Below are 17,209 nucleotides of genomic sequence, written 5' to 3'. Positions count from 1 at the left end.
AAAACCGTGTCCACCCCTGTCATCAAGGAGCCCGATGCGGTCGTCATCGGCGGCGGAGTCGTCGGCGGCGCGATCGCTCTGGGGCTCGCCCGCAGCGGCGCCGGCGTCGCCATTCTCGATGAGGGCGACGATGCCTTCCGGGCCTCGCGCGGCAATTTCGCCCTCGTCTGGGTCCAGTCCAAGGGCTTCGGCATGCCCGAATATGCCATCTGGTCGCGGCGTTCGGCCGATGACTGGAACGGTCTCGCCGGCATCCTGAAGGCCGAGAGTGGTATCGATGTCGCCCACAGCCAGCCCGGCGGCTTCATGCTCTGCCTGTCGGACGACGAGCTGCAGAAGCGCGTCGACATGATGCGCCGCCTCCACAACCAGGAGACGATGACGAACTTCACCTACGAGGTGCTCGACCATGCCGAGACCAGGCGCCGCCTGCCGGCGATCGGCAAGGACGTCGTCGGCGCGCTCTATTCGCCCCATGACGGCCATGTGAATTCGCTCAAGCTGTTCCGGGCGCTGCGCGAGGCCTGCGTGCGGCGCGGCGTCGACTACCGCCCGAGCCATGGCGTCGAGACGATCGAGCCCCGCGAGGGCGGCTTTTCGATCCGCGGCCCCTGGGGCGAGATTCGGACCGGGCGTGTCGTGCTCTGCGCCGGCCTCGGCAATGCCCGCCTCGCGCCGATGGTCGGGCTCGATGCGCCGGTCAAGCCGAGCAAGGGCCAGATCATCGTCACCGAGAAGACGGAAGCTTTCCTGCAAAATCCGATGGTCACGGTTCGCCAGACCGACGAGGGCGGCGTCATGATCGGCGACAGCCAGGAGGATCGCGGCTTCGACACCGTCGTGCGCCAGCCGATCCTGTCGGTGATGGCCGAGCGCGCGGTCAGAATGTTCCCCCGGCTCGCCGGGCTCAACGTCGTGCGCACCTGGTCGGCGCTGCGCGTGATGAGCCCGGACGGCTTCCCGATCTACGACCAGTCGCTGAGCCATCCCGGCGCCTTCGTCGTCACCTGCCATTCCGGCGTGACGCTCGCCGCCAACCACGTCCTGACGCTCGCGCCCGCCATCCTCTCCGGCACGCTGCCGGATGCGGTCTCGACCTTTACCGCGAGGAGATTCCATGTTCCGGCCCATGCGTGAGCGCGCGGCTGCCGCCGCGCTCAACTTCACCTTCGACGGCAGGCCGATGACCGGCCGGGCCGGCGACACGGTCGCCGCCTCGCTGCTCGCCAACGGCATCGTCGCCTGCCGCGAGACGCCGGTGTCCGACGCACCCCGCGCGCCCTATTGCCTAATGGGCGTCTGCTTCGAATGCCTCGTCGTGATCGACGGCGTCGGCAACCGCCAGGGCTGCCTGATCCCGCTCAGCGAGGGCATGCGGATCGAGACGCAGCACGGCCGCCGCCAGTTCGGGGAGGCGCTCTCGTGACGCCCGTCAAAGACATCGCCACCGTCGCTGAACGCTACGATCTCGTCGTCGTCGGGGCCGGCCCGGCCGGCCTCTCGGCGGCCTCCCGCGCCGCCGAGCTTGGTCTGGCCGTGCTGCTCGCCGACGAGAACCCAGCCCCCGGTGGGCAAATCTACCGTGCGATCACCACGACGCCCGTCACCGATCGCAGCATCCTCGGCGAGGATTACTGGCGCGGCAGCGGCATCGTCGGCCGCTTCGACGCCAGCACGGCGACCTATGCGCCGGGCTGCACGGTCTGGTCGATCGGCCCCGACGAGGCTGCGCCCGGCAGCTTCGAGCTCGGCCTGTCGCTCGGCGGCAAGGCCCGCATGATCAGCGCCGCCCAGGTCATCCTCGCGACCGGCGCGCAGGAGCGGCCCTTCCCGATCCCCGGCTGGACGCTGCCCGGCGTGATGACCGCCGGCGCCGCCCAGATTGCACTGAAAGGCTCCGGCATCGTGCCGTCCGGCCGCACCGTGATCGCCGGCTGCGGCCCGCTGCTCTATCTGCTGGCGAGCCAACTCGCCGCCGCCGGAACCGAGATCGTCGCGGTGCTCGACACCACACCCAGGTCCAACTGGGGCAAGGCGCTGGCTGCGCTGCCGGACTTCCTGCGATCGCCCTATCTCGCCAAGGGGCTGAAGCTGATGGCGGCGACGCGGAGCAAGCTGCGCTTCCTCACCGGCGTCACCGGCCTCGCCGCGCAGGGCGAGAAGCAGCTCGGAGGCATCCGCGTCGAGCGCGGCTCCCGGACCGAAACCATCGCCTGCGACACCCTGCTGCTGCATCAGGGCGTTCTGCCGAGCGTCAACTTCTCCAACGCCGCCGGCTGCGAGCACTATTTCGACGAGGAGCAGCATGCCTGGTTGCCGCGTCTCGACGACTGGTATGCCTCCTCGGTCGCGGGCATCGCGATCGCGGGCGACGGTGCCGGCATCGGCGGCGCCGAGAGCGCGGCGCTGCGCGGCGAGATCGCGGCCTTCGGTGCTGCCTTCCGCCTGGGCAAGCTGGGCGAGGGGCAGCGCGATGCGCAGGCCGCTCCGGTCCGGACGGAGCTGTTGCGCCGCCTGCGCGGCCGCCGCTTCCTCGACCTGCTCTACAAGCCCGCCACGCAATTCCTCGCCCCGCCGCAGGATGACACGATCGTCTGCCGCTGCGAGGAGGTCACCGCCGGTCAAATCCGCGACGCCGCGACCCGCCTCGGCGTGAACGGCCCCAACCAGATGAAGGCCTTCCTGCGCTGCGGCATGGGCCCCTGCCAGGGCAGGCTCTGCGGGCCGACGGTCGTCGAGTTGATCGCGCAGGCGCGCGGCGTTTCGCCGGCCGAGACCGGCTACTATCGCCTGCGCCCGCCGGTAAAGCCGGTGACGCTGGCCGAACTCGCGGCACTGCCGGCGACGGAGGCCGCGGTCAAGGCGGTCGCCCGGTGAGGACGGGCCGCGACAGCGCCGATGTCATCGTCATCGGCGGCGGCATCCATGGCTGCTCGACGGCCCTGCACTGCGCGCTGCGCGGGCTCTCGGTCATCCTGATCGAGAAGGACCATGCCGGGCGTCACGCCTCGGGCGTCAATGCCGGCGGCGTGCGTCAGCTCGCCCGCCATGTCGCCGAGATCCCGCTCTCCAACGCCTCGATGGAGATCTGGCATCGCATCGAGGAACTGGTCGACGACGATTGCGGCTTCACTTCGGACGGGCAGGTGCTGGTCGCGGAGAACGAGGCCGACCTCGCCGAGTGCCGCGCCCGCGTCGAGGACCTCAATCTGCGCGGTTTCCATCATGAGGAGATGATCGGCATCGAGGAGCTGCGCGAGATCGTCCCCGCCGTCTCCGAGGATTGCCCGGGCGGCGTGATCTCGCGGCGCGACGGCGCGGCCATCCCGCTTCGCGCGACGCAGGCCTTCAAGCTCAAGGCGCAGCGGCTCGGCGTCGATGTCCGCGAGGGCGTGCGCGTCACGAACGTCGAACGCGACGGCGCGAACTGGCGCGTCGTCACCGATGCCGGCGCTTTTCTCGCACCCCGCATCGTCAATGCGGCCGGCGCCTGGGGCGACCGCATCGCCGCCGATCTCGGCGAGCCCGTGCCGCTCGAGGCGGTCGCGCCGATGCTGTCCATCACCGCGCCGCTGCCAGCCTTCATCAAGCCGGTGGTGATCCTGCGCGGGCGGAAGCTCTCCTTCAAGCAGTTCGGAAACGGCACAGTGCTGATCGGCGGCGGCTATCTCGGCCGCGCCATTCGCGACGAGAACCGCACCATCCTCGACTGGACCAAGCTGGCGTCGAACCTGAAGACCGTCTGGGAGCTGTTCCCGATCATGCGCGGCGCCCAAATCGTGCGCGCCTGGGCGGGCATCGAGGGCAAGATCGCCGATGACCTGCCGGTTTTCGGCAAGAGCGGCAAGCATGACGGCGTCTATCACCAGTTCGGCTTCTCGCTGCACGGCTTCCAGCTCGGCCCCGGCGCCGGCGCCGTGATGGCGGAGATCATCGCCACCGGCCGCTCGAACGTACCGATCGACGGCCTCGGCATCGAGCGCTTCGCGGCGCAACACTGACTTCAATCCGAAGGAGAAGACCACATGGCCATCAAGCGCAGCATCAAGACCCCGATCCAGAACCGCGTCGTCGAGACCGGCAACCTCGTCTTCGTCGGCGGCTGCATCGCCGACGACACCACCCAGTCGATGGGCCCGCAGACCAGCAACATCCTCGGCAAGATCGAGGGCTATCTCGGCGAGGTCGGGCTCGACCGCAAGGCGATCGTCGCCGCGCAGATCTACGTCACCGACCTCTCCCAGAAGAAGGAGATGGACGCCGCCTGGACCGGCTTCTTCGGCGACGACCTGCCCACCCGCGCGACCGTCGGCGTCGCCGATCTCGGCGGCGGCGCGATGATCGAAGTCGTGGTCACGGCCAGCCGCGGCTAAGCGATCGCCTGCTAAAGAGCGCGGGTCATCCCGGATCAGCGCCGCTGGCGCGGCTTGTCCGGGATGACGGCGTTTCCCTTGGGAAGTGCGGGCAGCTCTCACACCGCCACGACATAGCCATCCCGGCGCGGGTCCGCCGCGCCAGTCATGATACCGGTGGCAGGATCGACCGCCACCGCCTGCATGCCGCCGCAACGCATCGTCCAGCCGACATCGAAGGGCACGATGTCGTGGCCACGCCGGCGCAATTCGGCCAGCGTCTCCGGCGCGATCCGGTTTTCCGCCTCGATCAGGCGCCCATCCCAGAGTCGCGAGCGCGGCGCCTCGATCGCCTCCTGCAGAGGCAATCCGAAATCGAGATGCTGCACCATGGCCTGAACTTGCGTCTGCATGATGCCGTAGCTGCCGGGCGTGCCGAGCGCGAGCACCGGCTTGCCGGCGCGCGTCGAGATGCTCGGCGACATGCACATCGGCAATTCGTCGCCGGGCTTGGAGCGGTTCGGGCTGCCGGTCTGGACATCCGACCAGTACAGGAAGTTGTTCAGGCAGAGGCCCGTGCCCGGCACCACGATGCCGCTGCCGAAGGGGCTGCCGAGGCTGTTGGTGATGCAGACGAGGTTGCCTTCGGCATCCGCCACCGAGAAGGAGGTGGTGTGCGCCGGGTCCTCGCCTGGCTGCGGGGTCCATTGCTCGGTCGGCCCCTCGACCGGCACGCCGTCGCTGACGCGCCCGCGCAGCTTCGCGAGCGAGGCTGCCGAGAAGATCTCGGCCAGCGCCTCGGGCGAGGGGTTGTTCGCGGCGATGCGGACGCCGGCGGCCAGCCGGATCGTGCGATAGACGAGGTCGAGATGCTCCGGCCCGTCCTTGGCCAGGCTGGCCAGCTCGAACCCTTCGAGGATCCTGAGACTGAGCAGGAATTGGAAGGCTTCGCAGGGCGGCGGTGGCACATGGATCTCGAGCCCGCGATAGGAAGCCGTGAAGGGCTCGCGCCAGCGCGGCGCCACCCCCGCCAGATCATCCGTCGTCATCAGCCCGCCCAGCGAGCGCAGATGCGCGACGATGCGCTCGCCGAGTTCGCCGCGATAGAGATGGTCCGGCCCCTTCGCCGCGATCTCCGACAGGGTGCGCGCCAGATCGGACTGGCGCAGCACCTGGCCGAGCTTCACCGGCCCGCCATCGGGAAGATAGGTGGCGGCGAAGGCCGGATAGATCTCCGGCCAGACTTCCAGCAGCGGCGCCTGCTCGTTGAGCTCGGCGACGCCGAATTCCGAGAGGGCGAATCCGTCCTGAGCCAGTGCGATCGCCGGGGCGAGAATGTCGGCGAGCGGCTTGCGGCCATAGCGCGAGGCGAGTTCGCACCAGCCGGCGAGATTGCCAGGCATGGCGACGGCATGCGGGCCGCGCTCGAGATCGGAGCGCTGCGAGAAGCGTTCCGCCGGAAAGCTCTTCTGGATCGGCGGGACGAAGTCGAGCACGCGCACGCGGCCCTCGGTAGCCGACCACAGCGTCGCCGAGCCCATGCCCGACAGGCTCGACATGAACGGTTCGACGACGTTGAGCGCCGCAGCCGTCGCCGCAATCGCGTCGAAAGCGTTGCCGCCCTGGATCAGTAGCCTCGCCCCGGCCTGGGCGGCGAGGGGATGCGCCGCGGCGACCATGCCGTGGCGGGAATAGATCGTCGGGCGGCGGCCATGCATCGTCGGTCATCCTCGCAGTCAGGCATCGGTTAGCCGGTGCGATCAGAGCATGGAGAGAGCCGGTGGGGACAGGGCGTCAGGGCTGCATTTCGCGGAGCGCGGTTGGCGTTGCGCGCATGGCGGATACCCGTCATTGCGAGGAGCGAAGCGACGAAGCAATCCAGTGGCGGCAGCGCGCCACGCCCCTGGAAGGCTTCGCTGCGTTCGCTCTGACGCCTCACGTCCCGCAGAAGGTTGCTCTGACACGCTCCGCCGGTCTTGGCGGATTTTCGTACTCCGCGAATTCCGCCCGCTCCTCGAAGGGCTGCGCCAATACAGCCATCAGCTCTTCGAAGGGTGCGAAGTCGTCGTGATCCTCGGCCGCCTGGATCGCGGCGGCGATGCGGTGGTTGCGCGGAATATAGGCCGGGTTGACCGCGAGCATCGCGCCCGGCGCCGTGCCGGCGCTGCGTTCGCGCCAGCGCTCCAGCCAGCCATCGAGCGCAGGGTCGTTCCCGAGCGCCGCGCGCAATGGTTCCTCTCCGGCCGTCCCGGCACGCAGCCGGGCGATGTGGCGGAAGCTCAGCGTGAAGTCACCTCCGTGCCTGGCCAGCATTTCGAGAAACGCGGCGCCGAGCGCGGTATCCGCCTCGTTGTCGCCGGGCAGACCGAGCTTGCTTGCTATGGCCGCGTCATAGCCCGCCTGAAAGCGCGGCGCGAAGGCGCCGAGCGCGGTCTGGGCGAGGGCGACAGCCGCATCGGCATCTGCGTCCAGCAAGGGCAGCAGCGCTTCAGCCAGCCGCGTCAGGTTCCACAGCGCGATGCTTGGCTGGTTGCCATAGGCATAGCGACCCGCGACATCGATCGAGCTGAACACGGTCGCGGGGTCGTAGGCGTCGAGGAAGGCGCAGGGACCATAATCGATCGTCTCGCCCGCGATCGAGCAATTGTCGGTATTCATCACGCCGTGGATGAAGCCGACGGAAAGCCAGCGCACGATGAGATCGGCCTGCGCCGCGATGACCGCCTCGAACAGCGCGAGACAGGGATTGGCCGCCTGCGCCGCCTGCGGATAGTGCCTGGCGACGACATGGTCGGCGAGCGCGCGCAACCCCTCGACATCCTGCCGCACGGCGAAGAACTGGAAGGTGCCGACCCGGATATGGCTCTTGGCGACGCGCGTCAGGATCGCGCCCGGCAGGGCCTCCTCGCGCATCACCGGCTCGCCGGTCAGCACGAAGGCGAGCGCCCGCGTCGTCGGGATGCCGAGCGCCACCATCGCCTCGCTGACGATGTATTCGCGCATCACCGGCCCGAGCGCCGCCCGCCCGTCGCCGCCGCGCGAGAAGCGCGTGCGCCCCGAGCCCTTGAGCTGGATGTCGCGGCGCGTGCCGGAACGATCCACGACCTCTCCGAGCAGGATCGCCCGCCCGTCGCCGAGCTGCGGCACGAATTGCCCGAACTGGTGGCCGGCATAGGCGGTGGCGATCGGCGTCGAGCCCGCGGCAACGGCGTTGCCGGCGAGCATTGCGACGCCTTCGGGGCTCGCCAGCCAGCCGCGGTCGAGCCCCAGCTCCTCGGCCAGAGCATCGTTCAGGCGCACCAGACGCGGCGCGGAGACCGGCGTGGGCGGCGTCAGGGCGAAGAAGCGCTCGGGCAGCCGGGCATAGCTGTTGTCAAAGGCGATAGGCATGGGTGGTCCGGGGCTGGAGCGTCGGTGCAAACCGCTCTTCGCAGTCAGATGGTGCTTCGGCGTCTGCGATACCATGGCTTTGGGCGACGTCGAGATGGGCTGACCGCAAGATCGATCAAGACGGCCGGCGCCCTTCCGCCGATAGTGCGGATCATGGAGACCGGACCCGCGCATACCGTCAAGCAGATCATCGCCTGGCTGGAAGATCACCTCGATGACGATCTGAGCCTTGAAGTCATCGCAGGGAAGGCGGGATATTCGCCGTATTACTTTTCCCGGATGTTCCTCGCCCATACGCGGCGCACGGTCGTCGAGTATGTCCGCGGCAGGAGACTGGTGAAGGGGGCCAGGCGCCTGCTCGCCGAGCCGGAACTGCGGCTCGTTGATCTCGCCTTCGACTGCCGTTTCGAGTCGCAGGAAGCTTTCACGCGCGCCTTCAAGCGCATGTTCGGCACGACTCCCGCTCGCTTCCGCGAGGGTTTTGCCGTCGAACCCATGGAAGGACAGTACCCCATGACCTCAGTCGCTGAGACCCGAACCGCCGTCGAGCGTTTGCCCGAGCTCGTCACACGCGATCGCTTCGTCGTGGCCGGACCGGCAAGGCGTTTCGACGAGACCAACAAGGACGAGATTCCGCAGCTCTGGTCACGCCTGATGGGAGCGCTGCCCATCGAGGGGCAGGTCAGGAGCTGGACGAGCTACGGCGTGGTGTCAGGTATCGATCGTCACGAATGCACGCTCGGCTACATGGCTGGCGTCGAGGTGCATGAGAATGCCAGCCTCCCGGAGGGATTTGAACGACGGGTGATCGAACCTGCCACCTACGTCGTGTTCCGGCTGAGCTTCGATGGCGGGCCGGTCCATCTGCAGATCGCTGAAGGCCTAAGGCAGGTCTGGGGGCGACTCATGCCAGAGTCAGGCCTGACGCCGACGGGAGCCCCCGATTTCGAATGCTACAATGGGCGAAAGCCGCCGACTGAACCGGGGGCGACGATGGATTATTACGTGCCGGTGCAGGCCTGATGTGCCGGTTCGGGTAAAGACGGCGAAGCCGCGTTCGATGATCGACCTGCGGCGCCGAAGCCATGCCCGTAGCTCTGTCGCTTTCTGATACGATGCCGTCATGGCGCCCGACCGACTGAAACGCATGCTCGAACCCGACTCCGTCGCCGTATTGGCGCAGCCGGGCACTTCGACGGAACCGTTGCTGACCGGCATTCGGGCTGGCGGATATGCCGGCCGGCTTTTCGAGCCGGACACGATCGATGACCTGCCTGAGCCGGTCGATCTGGTGATTGCTCCTGCCTTGCAGGCGACCGCGACGATCACGGCTGCCGGGCGGCGAGGCTGTGCCGGAATCCTGATCGCCGATGGCGACGCGGCCGATGCCGCGGCACTCGGTGAAGCCGCTCGTGCGGCCGGCATCCGGCTCATCGGCCCTGATTCGATCGGGCTGGTCGCGCCGTGCCTGCGTCTCAACGCAAGCTTTGCGCCGGCCGTGCCCAAGGCGGGGGTTATCGCTCTGATCGCCCAATCCAGCTCGGTCGCCGCCGGCATACTGGCTTGGGCCGCGCGCCGCGATGTCGGCTTCTCCGGCGCCGTCGCGCTGGGCGCCGCCGCCGATGTCGATCTCGCCGACTGCCTCGATCATTTCGGCCTCGACGGTCGCACGCGCTCGATCCTGCTGGCGCTGGACGAGGTCGAGGATGCCGCGCGCTTCCTGTCCTCGGCCCGTGCGGCCGCTCGGCTGAAGCCGGTCCTGGTGCTGAAGCCCTGGCGAACGCCGGCAGGTGCTCCCGGCCTGACCCATGCGGGGCTGATCGTCACCGGCGACCGCGCGCATGGCGCCGCCTTCCATCGCGCCGGCCTGCTGCGGGTCAATGATCTCGACGAACTGTTCGCGGCCGCAGAGACGCTCGGGCGCACGCGCCCGCTCGCCGGTGGCAGGTTGGCGATCGTCAGCAACGGGGCAGGCCTTGCGGCGCTCGCGGAGGGGCGCTTGCGCCAACTCGGTGGCGCGCTCGCGACGCGTGCCGGCGAGGGCTCGGGCGAGGAGGCGATTGTCGAGGTCCAGACGCCGGTAGAGTACGGTAGGGCGGTCGCCGGGCTGCTCGCGGATTCCGGCGTCGATGCGGTTCTGGCGGTCAATGCACCCCATTTGCTCGCCGAGGCCGGAGCTTGCGCCGATGCGGTGGTCGAGGCGGCCCGGGACGCGGGCCGCTCCAAGCCAGTGCTGGCGGCTTGGATCGGAGGCGACGACGCCATCGCCGCGCGCTTTGCGACGGCCGGGCTGCCGTCCTTTGCGACCGGGGCCGAGGCTGTGCTCGGCTTCCAGCATTTGCTGCGCCATGCCCGCCTGCAGGCCGAACTGATGGCGACGCCGCCCTCGGCCGAGGAGATGCCGCCGCCCGATCTCGCGCAGGCGCGCGCGATCGTGGCCAGGGCCCTGGCCGAGCAGCGCGACTGGCTCGACCCCGACGAGGTTTCGACGCTGCTGGCGATCTACCGCATTCCAGAGCTGAAGCCGGTGGTGGCCGCCGATATTGAGGGCGCCCTGGCCGCCGCAAGGCCCCTGCTCGCGCGCGGCCGCCCCATCGCGCTCAAGATCGTCTCGCCCGACATCGTCCACAAATCCGATGTCGGCGGCGTCGCGCTCGATCTCGCGACCGAGGCGTCGATCCGCGAGGCGGCCGAGCGCATGCTGGCGCGGGTGCGGAGCGACCGCCCGAAGGCCCGGATCACCGGGCTTAGCGTGCAGCCGATGGCGCAGCGCGCCAAGGCGCGCGAGCTGATCGTCGGCTTCGCGACCGATCCCTGCTTCGGCCCGGTCGTCGTCTTCGGCCGCGGCGGCATTGCCGCCGATCTGATCGGCGACAGCCATGCTGCGCTTCCGCCGCTGGATCTCGGCCTGGCCGGCCGCCTGATCGCCAGAACCCGCGTCTCGCGCATCCTCGTGGCCTATCGCGACGTGCCCGCCGCAAGGCTCGATGCGGTCGCCGCCATCCTCGTCGCGGTCGGCCAGATGGCGGTCGATCTGCCCGAAATCCGGGAACTCGACCTCAACCCGCTGCTGGCGGACGAAACCGGCGTCATCGCGGTCGATGCGCGCATGATGCTGGAGCGCGTGCCGGAGCGCCGCCGCCGGCCGGCGATCCGGCCCTATCCTGCGAGCTGGCGCCGCGAGGTTGCGCTGCGCGGCGGGCAGCGCTTCCAGCTCCGGCCAATCCGGCCCGAGGACGAGGCGGCGATCGGCGTCATGCTGCAGAAGGTGACGCCGGAGGATCTGCGCTTGCGCTTCTTCGCGCCGCTGAAGACTTTCAGCCACGCCTTTCTCGCCCATCTCACCCAGCTAGACTATGCCCGCGCCATGGCCTTCGTCGCCTTCGAGGACGCCACGGGCGAGGCCGCCGGCGTCGTCAGGTTGCATGCCGACCCCGGGCATGACCAGGCCGAATACGCGATCCTCCTGCGCTCCGACCTCAAGGGCGTCGGGCTCGGCTGGACGTTGATGAACCTGATCATCGAATGGGCCAGGGCCGAGGGCCTTCGCACGATCCGCAGCCAGGTGCTGGCGGAGAACACCCGCATGCTGGCGCTCTGCCGCCAACTCGGCTTCGAGATCACGATCGATCCCGACGACACGGCGCTGCGCGTCGTCTCCCTGTCGGTGGAGAAGGCCGTGTCCAGCCTGAGGCCCTGAAGGTCCGCGGCGTTCGGGGCCACCTGCTGCGTCCGGCGGCGACAGCTCCCTGGGAGGAACGCCGACGCGTCGTGAGAGTTGGATATCCGGGCCCGGCATTGCGGCCACAGTTCTGTGGCCTGCTCAGGATGCGCTGGTGGGCGAGAAGCACGAAATGGAGGACGTGCGATGAAAGGGATGAAAGAGAAAGAGCTGAGCGAGATCAGGAAGATTGCTCACGGTCTCTGGGAGCAGGAAGGCAGGCCCGAGGGGCAGGACCGGCGGCACTGGGATACGGCCAAGGAAATCTGGGCCTTCCGGCACAGCGGCGAGGATACACAGCAGCGTGACCGGGGCGAGGCCCAGGGACTGCCGGGCCATGCGAAGGCGGCGCAGGGCGCTGGCCGGGGCGGGCAGAGCCTGCGATCGGGACGCTGAGGCCGTCGCCCGGCGCTATGGCCGCGGCGCGGAATCGTGCCGGTTCTTGTTGCGCCCGACAGCCGCCGTCACCGCCGAGACGCAGGGTGTCGCCCCTTCGGTAGCGGCCAGCGCACGCCCGACATAGCGCACGGGAAACAGCATCGCGTCGCGATGGCTGTCGCCGAGCTGGTCGCGGCGCTGCTTGTCGGTCGTGACCGCGCCTTCCGCCTGGGCGAGCATTTCCTTGACGGCTTCCGGCGTCAGCACGCCGGCCTTGACCAATTGGCTCGTCAGTTCGGAGACGAGTGCGAGAAGGCCTTCGATCTGCAGATTGGCGGGGTGCATCGGTGGGGTCGCTCCTCAGCTGGTCGCAGGCGCGCGACGCCCGCCGCGAGGCAGGCATCCGCGATCCGGTTCGGCAGGGAAAGGGGAGGGTGGCTGGCAGGCAAGGCTCGCACCTCCATCGTTTGGAAGCGATCCAAACCCTGCAAGTGATACGCCTCTTGTGGCCAAATGTTTAGGGGGCTCGTGATGGTCCCGGCCGGGCGGTTTCAGCCGACCGAGTAGAGCATGCCGGCCTGGCGGAACTGTCCCCGGCCGGCGCGCTTGGCTTCATAGAGCGCTGCATCCGCCTGGCGCAGCAGGGCGCTCACCAGATCGTCCGTGTCCGCGACAGGGCCGTCGAGCGTCGCGATGCCGACGCTGGTGCCGATGCGGACCGGCTGGCCCATGACCTCGAACGGCGCGCTCACGGCGGCGACGGCGCGCGTCGCGACCGAGTTGGCGAAGCCCGGGCCGATTTCGCCACGGATGACGATCGTGAACTCGTCGCCGCCGACGCGCCCGGCGACATCCTCGGGCCGCATCAGGCTGCTGAGGCGATTGCCGACCTGTCGCAACAGATCGTCCCCCGCGGCATGGCCGAGCTTGTCATTCACTTGCTTGAAGCCGTCGAGATCGAGCATCAGCACGGTGAGCGGCTCGCCGCTCTGGCAGGCCTCGGCCAGGATGCGGTCGATCCCGCGCCGGTTCAGCAGCCCGGTCAGCGGATCGTGCCGCGAGGCCAGGTCGAGTTCGCGCCGCGCGATAAGCAACTCCTCGATCTGCCCGACCATGTAGTCGGAGCCTTCATAGATCGAGACGAGATAGACCACGAGCAGGATGCTCAGCGCCTGGTAGAGTGGATCCCCGAAGAGCAGGAAGGAGGCCGCCAGCGTCCCGATCGCCAGGGTCGAGAGCGTGACGCAGATCCAGTAGCGCAGCGTGCGTAGACAGGAGCCGGCCGTCAGCGCCATGACGAGGCCGATGCTCAGCACATGGCCGCCCTGATGATCCGAGCGGAAGGTCGCCACCACCAGCACGGCCAGGACAAGCGTGAAGGCGAAGGCCGTAAAGGCGTAACCCTTTTCCCAGTTGCGCGCCTCGGCGAGCGAGAGCGGGACACGCGGGTCGCGGCGCAGGAAAGCCGCGATGTTGAGCAGCCGCAGGGCCGAGGTGATGATGCCGGCGGCGGTCAGGACGGTGAACAGCGGATCGCTGGTCTGCACGGCCATGATGGCTGAGCCGATGATCAGGCCGAGCGCGATGCAGATGATCTGCGGCGTCGCCCCGAAGAGCCGCGAGATGATCTCGATCTCGATGGCCGGCGGAAGAGCCGAGGACCGCTTTTTCTGTCCGAGAAACATCCCCATGCGGAATGGGCTACCGCCGGAGACATAAGAGGTTTCTAACGCGATCAGCACAATTTGAGCATTGGGCGCAAGCAGCCGGGGAAAGTCAGAATTGGTCAGTTGCCGAGGCAACTCGCCATGCGGCCTTCACGGAGTTGCCTCGCCGGAAGGCTATGCCGCCGAACCGGCCGGTGCCGTGCGAATGGCGGTTCCCGCTATGAAAGGAGGCGCTGCCCGAACCGTGCGCGAAAGGCCCTGGCGTCATCCGCGTCGGGGAAGCTGACACGAATGCGGCCGTCCCTTGGCTCCATGAGGACGCGGGCCTGATGAGGGATGTCGTGCTCGATCAGCCAGACGCTGATATCGAACAGGCGTTCGTTCAGAGTGCCGGGATCAAGCGGAAGATCGACGGGGAAGGTCGCTCCCGCACCCGTGCGGCTGCCCGTCGCTATGCGGCTTCTGTCCATGGCGCCGGTCCGTGTCTCGGCTGCCCCTCTGCGCTGAATCTAGGTATTGGGACTGCGCTTCTTCAAGGGCGCTCTGGGCTCTTCTCCGGAATTTGCGCAGCTTCGCGTGACAGGCGCACGACGCCGACGCGATCGCCATCACTTTGCTGTGAAGCGGGCCTCGCATTGGGGCAGGCTGGGAATGCCGGCAATCGAGTGGCAACAGGCAGGAAATCCTCGAAAATCACCCGTTTCAGCGCGGAAACGATCATCATGAGCGTCTCTCACGCCGCGTGATCGGCCGATTTTCGGGCGTTGGCGGATAGCGTCGCCTGAGTTTCAATCCCCTCCAATTCAAAACGACCGGCGCGCCTGCACGGCTGCCCGGCACTCCGGCGAGGCGCGTGGGCTCTCTCGCCGTCCTTCTTGACCCGAACCGGGAGGTCTGCGGTGGCGAAGCTCAATGTGAACGGCAGGGTGATCGACATCGACGCGGCGGGCGATACGCCGCTGCTCTGGGTGATCCGCGAACAGATCGGCCTGACCGGCACGAAATATGGCTGCGGCGTCGCGCAATGCGGCGCCTGCACGGTGCATATAGACGGCGTCGCGACGCGCTCCTGCGCGCTCCCGCTCGATGCGGTGACGGCGGAGCAGAAGATCGTCACGATCGAGGGTCTCTCGCCCGACGGCACGCACCCCGTCCAGCAGGCCTGGATCAAGCACGACGTGCCGCAATGCGGCTTCTGCCAGAGCGGCATGATCATGGCGACCGCGGCGCTGCTGCAGGCCAATCCGAAGGCGACGGAAGCCGACATTGCCGCCGAGATCACCAATATCTGCCGCTGCGGCACCTACGCCCGGGTCAAGACCGCGATCCTCGACGTCGTCGCCGGCGGCACGCTCGGTCGCGGCTGAGGTCACGCCTGCTTTTTCGCATTCGTTGCGCGAGGTTCGAACGCGACTGGTCTCAGGTACCGCCGCCTCCCTCGCTTTCACGCCATATCCGGAGGACGACATGACATCTGCCTCGACTGCTTCTTCCAAGGCCCGCTCTTCCAGCGCCGGCCTGTCCCGCCGCGGCCTGCTCGCAGGCTCAGCCGCCGCGGCCGGCGCCTTCAGCTTCGGCTTCGCGATCCCCTTCGCAAGCGAGGCGCAGGCGCAGGGCGCCAACCCTGAGATCAACGCCTGGGTCGTGGTCCATCCCGACGACAAGGTGGTGATCCGCATCGCCCGCTCCGAGATGGGGCAGGGCACGCTGACCGGCCTCGCACAGCTCGTCGCCGAGGAGCTGAACTGCGACTGGGCGAAGGTCACGACCGAATACCCGACGCCCGGCCAGAACGTCGCCCGCAATCGCATCTGGGGCAATTTCTCGACCGGCGGCAGCCGCGGCATTCGCGAGTCGCATGACTATGTCCGCAAGGGCGGCGCGGCGGCGCGGATGATGCTGATCCAGGCGGCCGCGAACGAGTGGAAGGTGCCGGCTGCCGAGTGCTCGGCCGACAAGGGCGTGATCACCCACAAGGCGTCCGGCCGCTCGCTGCGCTACGGCCAGGTCGCGGCCGCCGCCGCGAAGCTGGAAGCGCCCAAGGACATCGCGCTCAAGGACCCGAAGGACTGGACCATCGCCGGCAAGCCGCTGCCGCGGCTCGACACGGCCGACAAGACCAACGGCAAGAAGATATACGGCATGGACTTCAAGATGCCGGGGATGCTCAATGCCGCGATCAAGGACTGCCCGGTCTTCGGCGGCAAGGTGAAGAGCTTCGACGCTGCCGCAATCAAGGCCATGCCCGGCGTCCGGCATGTGCTGCCGGTCGGCGACAGCGCGGTCACAGTCGTCGCGGACACCTGGTGGCAGGCAAAGAGCGCGCTCGACGCGCTGCCGATCGTCTGGGACGAGGGCGAGCACGCCAAGGTCTCGAGCGAGAGCCTGGCGGCCTGGCTGAAGGAAGGGCTCGACGCTCCCACCGCCGTCGTCGGGAACCAGAACGGCGACGTCAAGGCAGCGATCGCCGGTGCCGCGCGCACGATCGAGGCGGTCTATTCCTATCCCTTCCAGAACCATGCCTGCATGGAGGTGATGAACGCGACGGCGCTCTACACGCCGGAGAAATGCGAGGTCTGGACGCCGACGCAGAATGGCGAGGCGGCGCTCGCCGCCACGGCCGAGGCCTCGGGCCTGCCGATCGCCAAATGCGAGGCCTACAAGATCGACCTCGGCGGCGGCTTCGGCCGGCGTGGCGCGGTGCATGACTGGGTCCGCCAGGTCGTCGCCATCGCCAAGCAGATCCCCGGCACACCGGTGAAGCTGATCTGGTCGCGCGAGGAGGATATGCTGCATGGCCGCTTCCACCCGCTGACGCAGTGCAAGATGACCGGCGCGCTCGACAAGGACGGCAATCTGACCGGGCTGCACATGCGCATCTCCGGCCAGTCGATCGTCGCCGGCATCTTCCCGCAGAACATCCAGAACGGGCGCGACCCGGCCATCTTCCAGGGCCTTAACCCGCCGGGACCGGAGGCCTCGATCGGCTATTCGGTGCCGAACCTGCTGATCGACCACGCCATGCGCAACCCGCATGTGCCGCCGGGCTTCTGGCGCGGCGTCAACCTGAACCAGAACACGATCTATCTCGAATCCTTCATGGATGAGCTGGCGCATGCGGCGGGCAAGGACCCGCTGGAATTCAGGCGCGCTTTAATGAAAAACCATCCCAAGCACCTCGCCGTGCTCAACGCCGTCGCCGAGAAGGCCGGCTGGGGCAAGCCTTTGCCCGACGGTGTCTTCCGCGGCATCTGCCAGACCATGGGCTTCGGCTCCTATGTCGCGGCGGTCGCCGAGGTGTCGGTCAGCGCCGATGGCAAGCTCAAGATCCATCGCATCGTCGCTGCGACCGATCCGGGCCATGCGGTCAATCCGGCGCAGATCGAGCGCCAGGTCGAGGGTTCCTTCGTCTACGGTCTCTCGGCCTCGCTCTATGGCGAGATCACCATCAAGGACGGCCGCGTCGAGCAGGAGAACTTCGACACCTACGAGGTGATGCGCCTCGAGGCGATGCCGGCGGTCGAGACGGTGATCGTGCCCTCGGGCGGCTTCTGGGGCGGCGTCGGCGAGCCGACGATCGCGGTCGCGGCGCCTGCCGTCCTGAACGCGATCTTCGCCGCGACGGGCAAGCGCATCCGCAATCTGCCGCTCAAAAACGCCGATCTGAAGAAGGCGTGAGGCGGGCAAGGATGCTGTCGCGC

Annotated in this window: 16 protein-coding genes; 10 read left to right on the top strand and 6 right to left on the bottom strand. The window is 68.3% G+C overall.

Going from position 1 to position 17,209, the window contains the following annotated elements; genetic code table 11:
• Nucleotides 1-6: 6 nt before the first annotated feature.
• The 5 genes from AC1RMY_RS19575 to AC1RMY_RS19555 are packed head-to-tail and all read left to right on the top strand — an operon-like array spanning nucleotide 7 to nucleotide 4,373.
• Complete coding sequence (locus AC1RMY_RS19575; RefSeq protein WP_492867346.1) at nucleotides 7-1,137, top strand: NAD(P)/FAD-dependent oxidoreductase; 1,131 nt, start codon at nucleotides 7-9, stop codon at nucleotides 1,135-1,137.
• The gene (locus AC1RMY_RS19570) at nucleotides 1,118-1,426 is read left to right on the top strand and encodes a (2Fe-2S)-binding protein (protein WP_492867345.1); all 309 of its coding nucleotides are present in this window, start codon (nucleotides 1,118-1,120) and stop codon (nucleotides 1,424-1,426) included. The genes AC1RMY_RS19575 and AC1RMY_RS19570 overlap by 20 nt, the downstream gene beginning before the upstream one ends.
• On the top strand, nucleotides 1,423-2,877 hold the full coding sequence (locus AC1RMY_RS19565; RefSeq protein WP_492867343.1) for an FAD-dependent oxidoreductase: 1,455 nt from the start codon (nucleotides 1,423-1,425) through the stop codon (nucleotides 2,875-2,877). The genes AC1RMY_RS19570 and AC1RMY_RS19565 overlap by 4 nt, the downstream gene beginning before the upstream one ends.
• The gene (locus AC1RMY_RS19560; RefSeq protein ID WP_492867341.1) at nucleotides 2,874-4,001 is read left to right on the top strand and encodes an NAD(P)/FAD-dependent oxidoreductase; all 1,128 of its coding nucleotides are present in this window, start codon (nucleotides 2,874-2,876) and stop codon (nucleotides 3,999-4,001) included. Before AC1RMY_RS19565 ends, AC1RMY_RS19560 begins: the two co-directional genes overlap by 4 nt.
• A gap of 24 nt (nucleotides 4,002-4,025) precedes the next feature.
• The gene (locus AC1RMY_RS19555; protein ID WP_492867340.1) at nucleotides 4,026-4,373 is read left to right on the top strand and encodes a Rid family hydrolase; all 348 of its coding nucleotides are present in this window, start codon (nucleotides 4,026-4,028) and stop codon (nucleotides 4,371-4,373) included.
• Nucleotides 4,374-4,471: 98 nt separating this feature from the next.
• Here the strand turns inward: AC1RMY_RS19555 and AC1RMY_RS19550 are convergent, their stop codons facing one another.
• Together AC1RMY_RS19550 and AC1RMY_RS19545 are read right to left on the bottom strand one after the other, a co-directional pair.
• Nucleotides 4,472-6,070 carry a gamma-glutamyltransferase family protein gene (locus AC1RMY_RS19550; RefSeq protein WP_492867338.1) on the bottom strand — a complete coding sequence of 533 codons (1,599 nt, stop codon included), beginning with the start codon at nucleotides 6,068-6,070 and terminating at the stop codon, nucleotides 4,472-4,474.
• A gap of 217 nt (nucleotides 6,071-6,287) precedes the next feature.
• The gene (locus tag AC1RMY_RS19545; RefSeq protein WP_492867336.1) at nucleotides 6,288-7,742 is read right to left on the bottom strand and encodes a protein adenylyltransferase SelO; all 1,455 of its coding nucleotides are present in this window, start codon (nucleotides 7,740-7,742) and stop codon (nucleotides 6,288-6,290) included.
• A 153-nt stretch (nucleotides 7,743-7,895) separates the two neighbouring features.
• On the opposite strand from AC1RMY_RS19545, the gene AC1RMY_RS19540 reads away from it, so the two are divergent.
• The 3 genes from AC1RMY_RS19540 (at nucleotide 7,896) to AC1RMY_RS19530 (ending at nucleotide 11,859) form a co-directional block, all read left to right on the top strand.
• Nucleotides 7,896-8,765, top strand: coding sequence for an AraC family transcriptional regulator (locus tag AC1RMY_RS19540; RefSeq protein ID WP_492867334.1), 870 nt, complete (start codon nucleotides 7,896-7,898; stop codon nucleotides 8,763-8,765).
• A gap of 100 nt (nucleotides 8,766-8,865) precedes the next feature.
• The gene (locus AC1RMY_RS19535) at nucleotides 8,866-11,442 is read left to right on the top strand and encodes a bifunctional acetate--CoA ligase family protein/GNAT family N-acetyltransferase (RefSeq protein ID WP_492867333.1); all 2,577 of its coding nucleotides are present in this window, start codon (nucleotides 8,866-8,868) and stop codon (nucleotides 11,440-11,442) included.
• A gap of 177 nt (nucleotides 11,443-11,619) precedes the next feature.
• Nucleotides 11,620-11,859 carry a DUF2934 domain-containing protein gene (locus AC1RMY_RS19530; RefSeq protein WP_492867331.1) on the top strand — a complete coding sequence of 80 codons (240 nt, stop codon included), beginning with the start codon at nucleotides 11,620-11,622 and terminating at the stop codon, nucleotides 11,857-11,859.
• Between the two features lie 15 nt (nucleotides 11,860-11,874).
• Here the strand turns inward: AC1RMY_RS19530 and AC1RMY_RS19525 are convergent, their stop codons facing one another.
• From AC1RMY_RS19525 to AC1RMY_RS19510, 4 genes are all read right to left on the bottom strand, one after another.
• Nucleotides 11,875-12,186, bottom strand: coding sequence for a hypothetical protein (locus AC1RMY_RS19525; RefSeq protein ID WP_492867329.1), 312 nt, complete (start codon nucleotides 12,184-12,186; stop codon nucleotides 11,875-11,877).
• A gap of 206 nt (nucleotides 12,187-12,392) precedes the next feature.
• Nucleotides 12,393-13,532: a diguanylate cyclase domain-containing protein gene (locus tag AC1RMY_RS19520; RefSeq protein ID WP_492867328.1), complete on the bottom strand. Its 1,140-nt coding sequence runs from the start codon at nucleotides 13,530-13,532 to the stop codon at nucleotides 12,393-12,395.
• A 194-nt stretch (nucleotides 13,533-13,726) separates the two neighbouring features.
• The gene (locus AC1RMY_RS19515) at nucleotides 13,727-13,978 is read right to left on the bottom strand and encodes a hypothetical protein (RefSeq protein ID WP_492867327.1); all 252 of its coding nucleotides are present in this window, start codon (nucleotides 13,976-13,978) and stop codon (nucleotides 13,727-13,729) included.
• Nucleotides 13,979-14,040: 62 nt separating this feature from the next.
• On the bottom strand, nucleotides 14,041-14,232 hold the full coding sequence (locus AC1RMY_RS19510) for a hypothetical protein (RefSeq protein ID WP_492867325.1): 192 nt from the start codon (nucleotides 14,230-14,232) through the stop codon (nucleotides 14,041-14,043).
• 175 nt (nucleotides 14,233-14,407) lie between these two features.
• On the opposite strand from AC1RMY_RS19510, the gene AC1RMY_RS19505 reads away from it, so the two are divergent.
• Both AC1RMY_RS19505 and AC1RMY_RS19500 read left to right on the top strand, forming a co-directional pair.
• A complete protein-coding gene (locus AC1RMY_RS19505; RefSeq protein ID WP_492867323.1) occupies nucleotides 14,408-14,875 on the top strand; it encodes a (2Fe-2S)-binding protein in 468 nt (155 codons plus the stop codon).
• A 100-nt stretch (nucleotides 14,876-14,975) separates the two neighbouring features.
• The gene (locus AC1RMY_RS19500; protein ID WP_492867322.1) at nucleotides 14,976-17,186 is read left to right on the top strand and encodes a xanthine dehydrogenase family protein molybdopterin-binding subunit; all 2,211 of its coding nucleotides are present in this window, start codon (nucleotides 14,976-14,978) and stop codon (nucleotides 17,184-17,186) included.
• The last annotated feature ends 23 nt before the right edge of the window (nucleotides 17,187-17,209 follow it).

It is taken from the genome of Allobosea sp. GW822-FHT03F07, assembly GCF_058801345.1.
Note: the sequence above shows the minus strand (reverse complement) of the source record. Positions and strands in the feature narration are given on the sequence as shown.

Coding starts and splice junctions, on each gene's coding strand:
- AC1RMY_RS19570 (WP_492867345.1), top strand. CDS start 1,118: ATGTTCCGGCCCATGCGTGAGCGCGCGGCTGCCGCCGCGCTCAACTTC.
- AC1RMY_RS19555 (WP_492867340.1), top strand. CDS start 4,026: ATGGCCATCAAGCGCAGCATCAAGACCCCGATCCAGAACCGCGTCGTC.
- AC1RMY_RS19550 (WP_492867338.1), bottom strand. CDS start 6,070: ATGCATGGCCGCCGCCCGACGATCTATTCCCGCCACGGCATGGTCGCC.
- AC1RMY_RS19545 (WP_492867336.1), bottom strand. CDS start 7,742: ATGCCTATCGCCTTTGACAACAGCTATGCCCGGCTGCCCGAGCGCTTC.
- AC1RMY_RS19540 (WP_492867334.1), top strand. CDS start 7,896: ATGGAGACCGGACCCGCGCATACCGTCAAGCAGATCATCGCCTGGCTG.
- AC1RMY_RS19535 (WP_492867333.1), top strand. CDS start 8,866: ATGGCGCCCGACCGACTGAAACGCATGCTCGAACCCGACTCCGTCGCC.
- AC1RMY_RS19530 (WP_492867331.1), top strand. CDS start 11,620: ATGAAAGAGAAAGAGCTGAGCGAGATCAGGAAGATTGCTCACGGTCTC.
- AC1RMY_RS19525 (WP_492867329.1), bottom strand. CDS start 12,186: ATGCACCCCGCCAATCTGCAGATCGAAGGCCTTCTCGCACTCGTCTCC.
- AC1RMY_RS19520 (WP_492867328.1), bottom strand. CDS start 13,532: ATGGGGATGTTTCTCGGACAGAAAAAGCGGTCCTCGGCTCTTCCGCCG.
- AC1RMY_RS19515 (WP_492867327.1), bottom strand. CDS start 13,978: ATGGACAGAAGCCGCATAGCGACGGGCAGCCGCACGGGTGCGGGAGCG.
- AC1RMY_RS19510 (WP_492867325.1), bottom strand. CDS start 14,232: ATGATGATCGTTTCCGCGCTGAAACGGGTGATTTTCGAGGATTTCCTG.
- AC1RMY_RS19500 (WP_492867322.1), top strand. CDS start 14,976: ATGACATCTGCCTCGACTGCTTCTTCCAAGGCCCGCTCTTCCAGCGCC.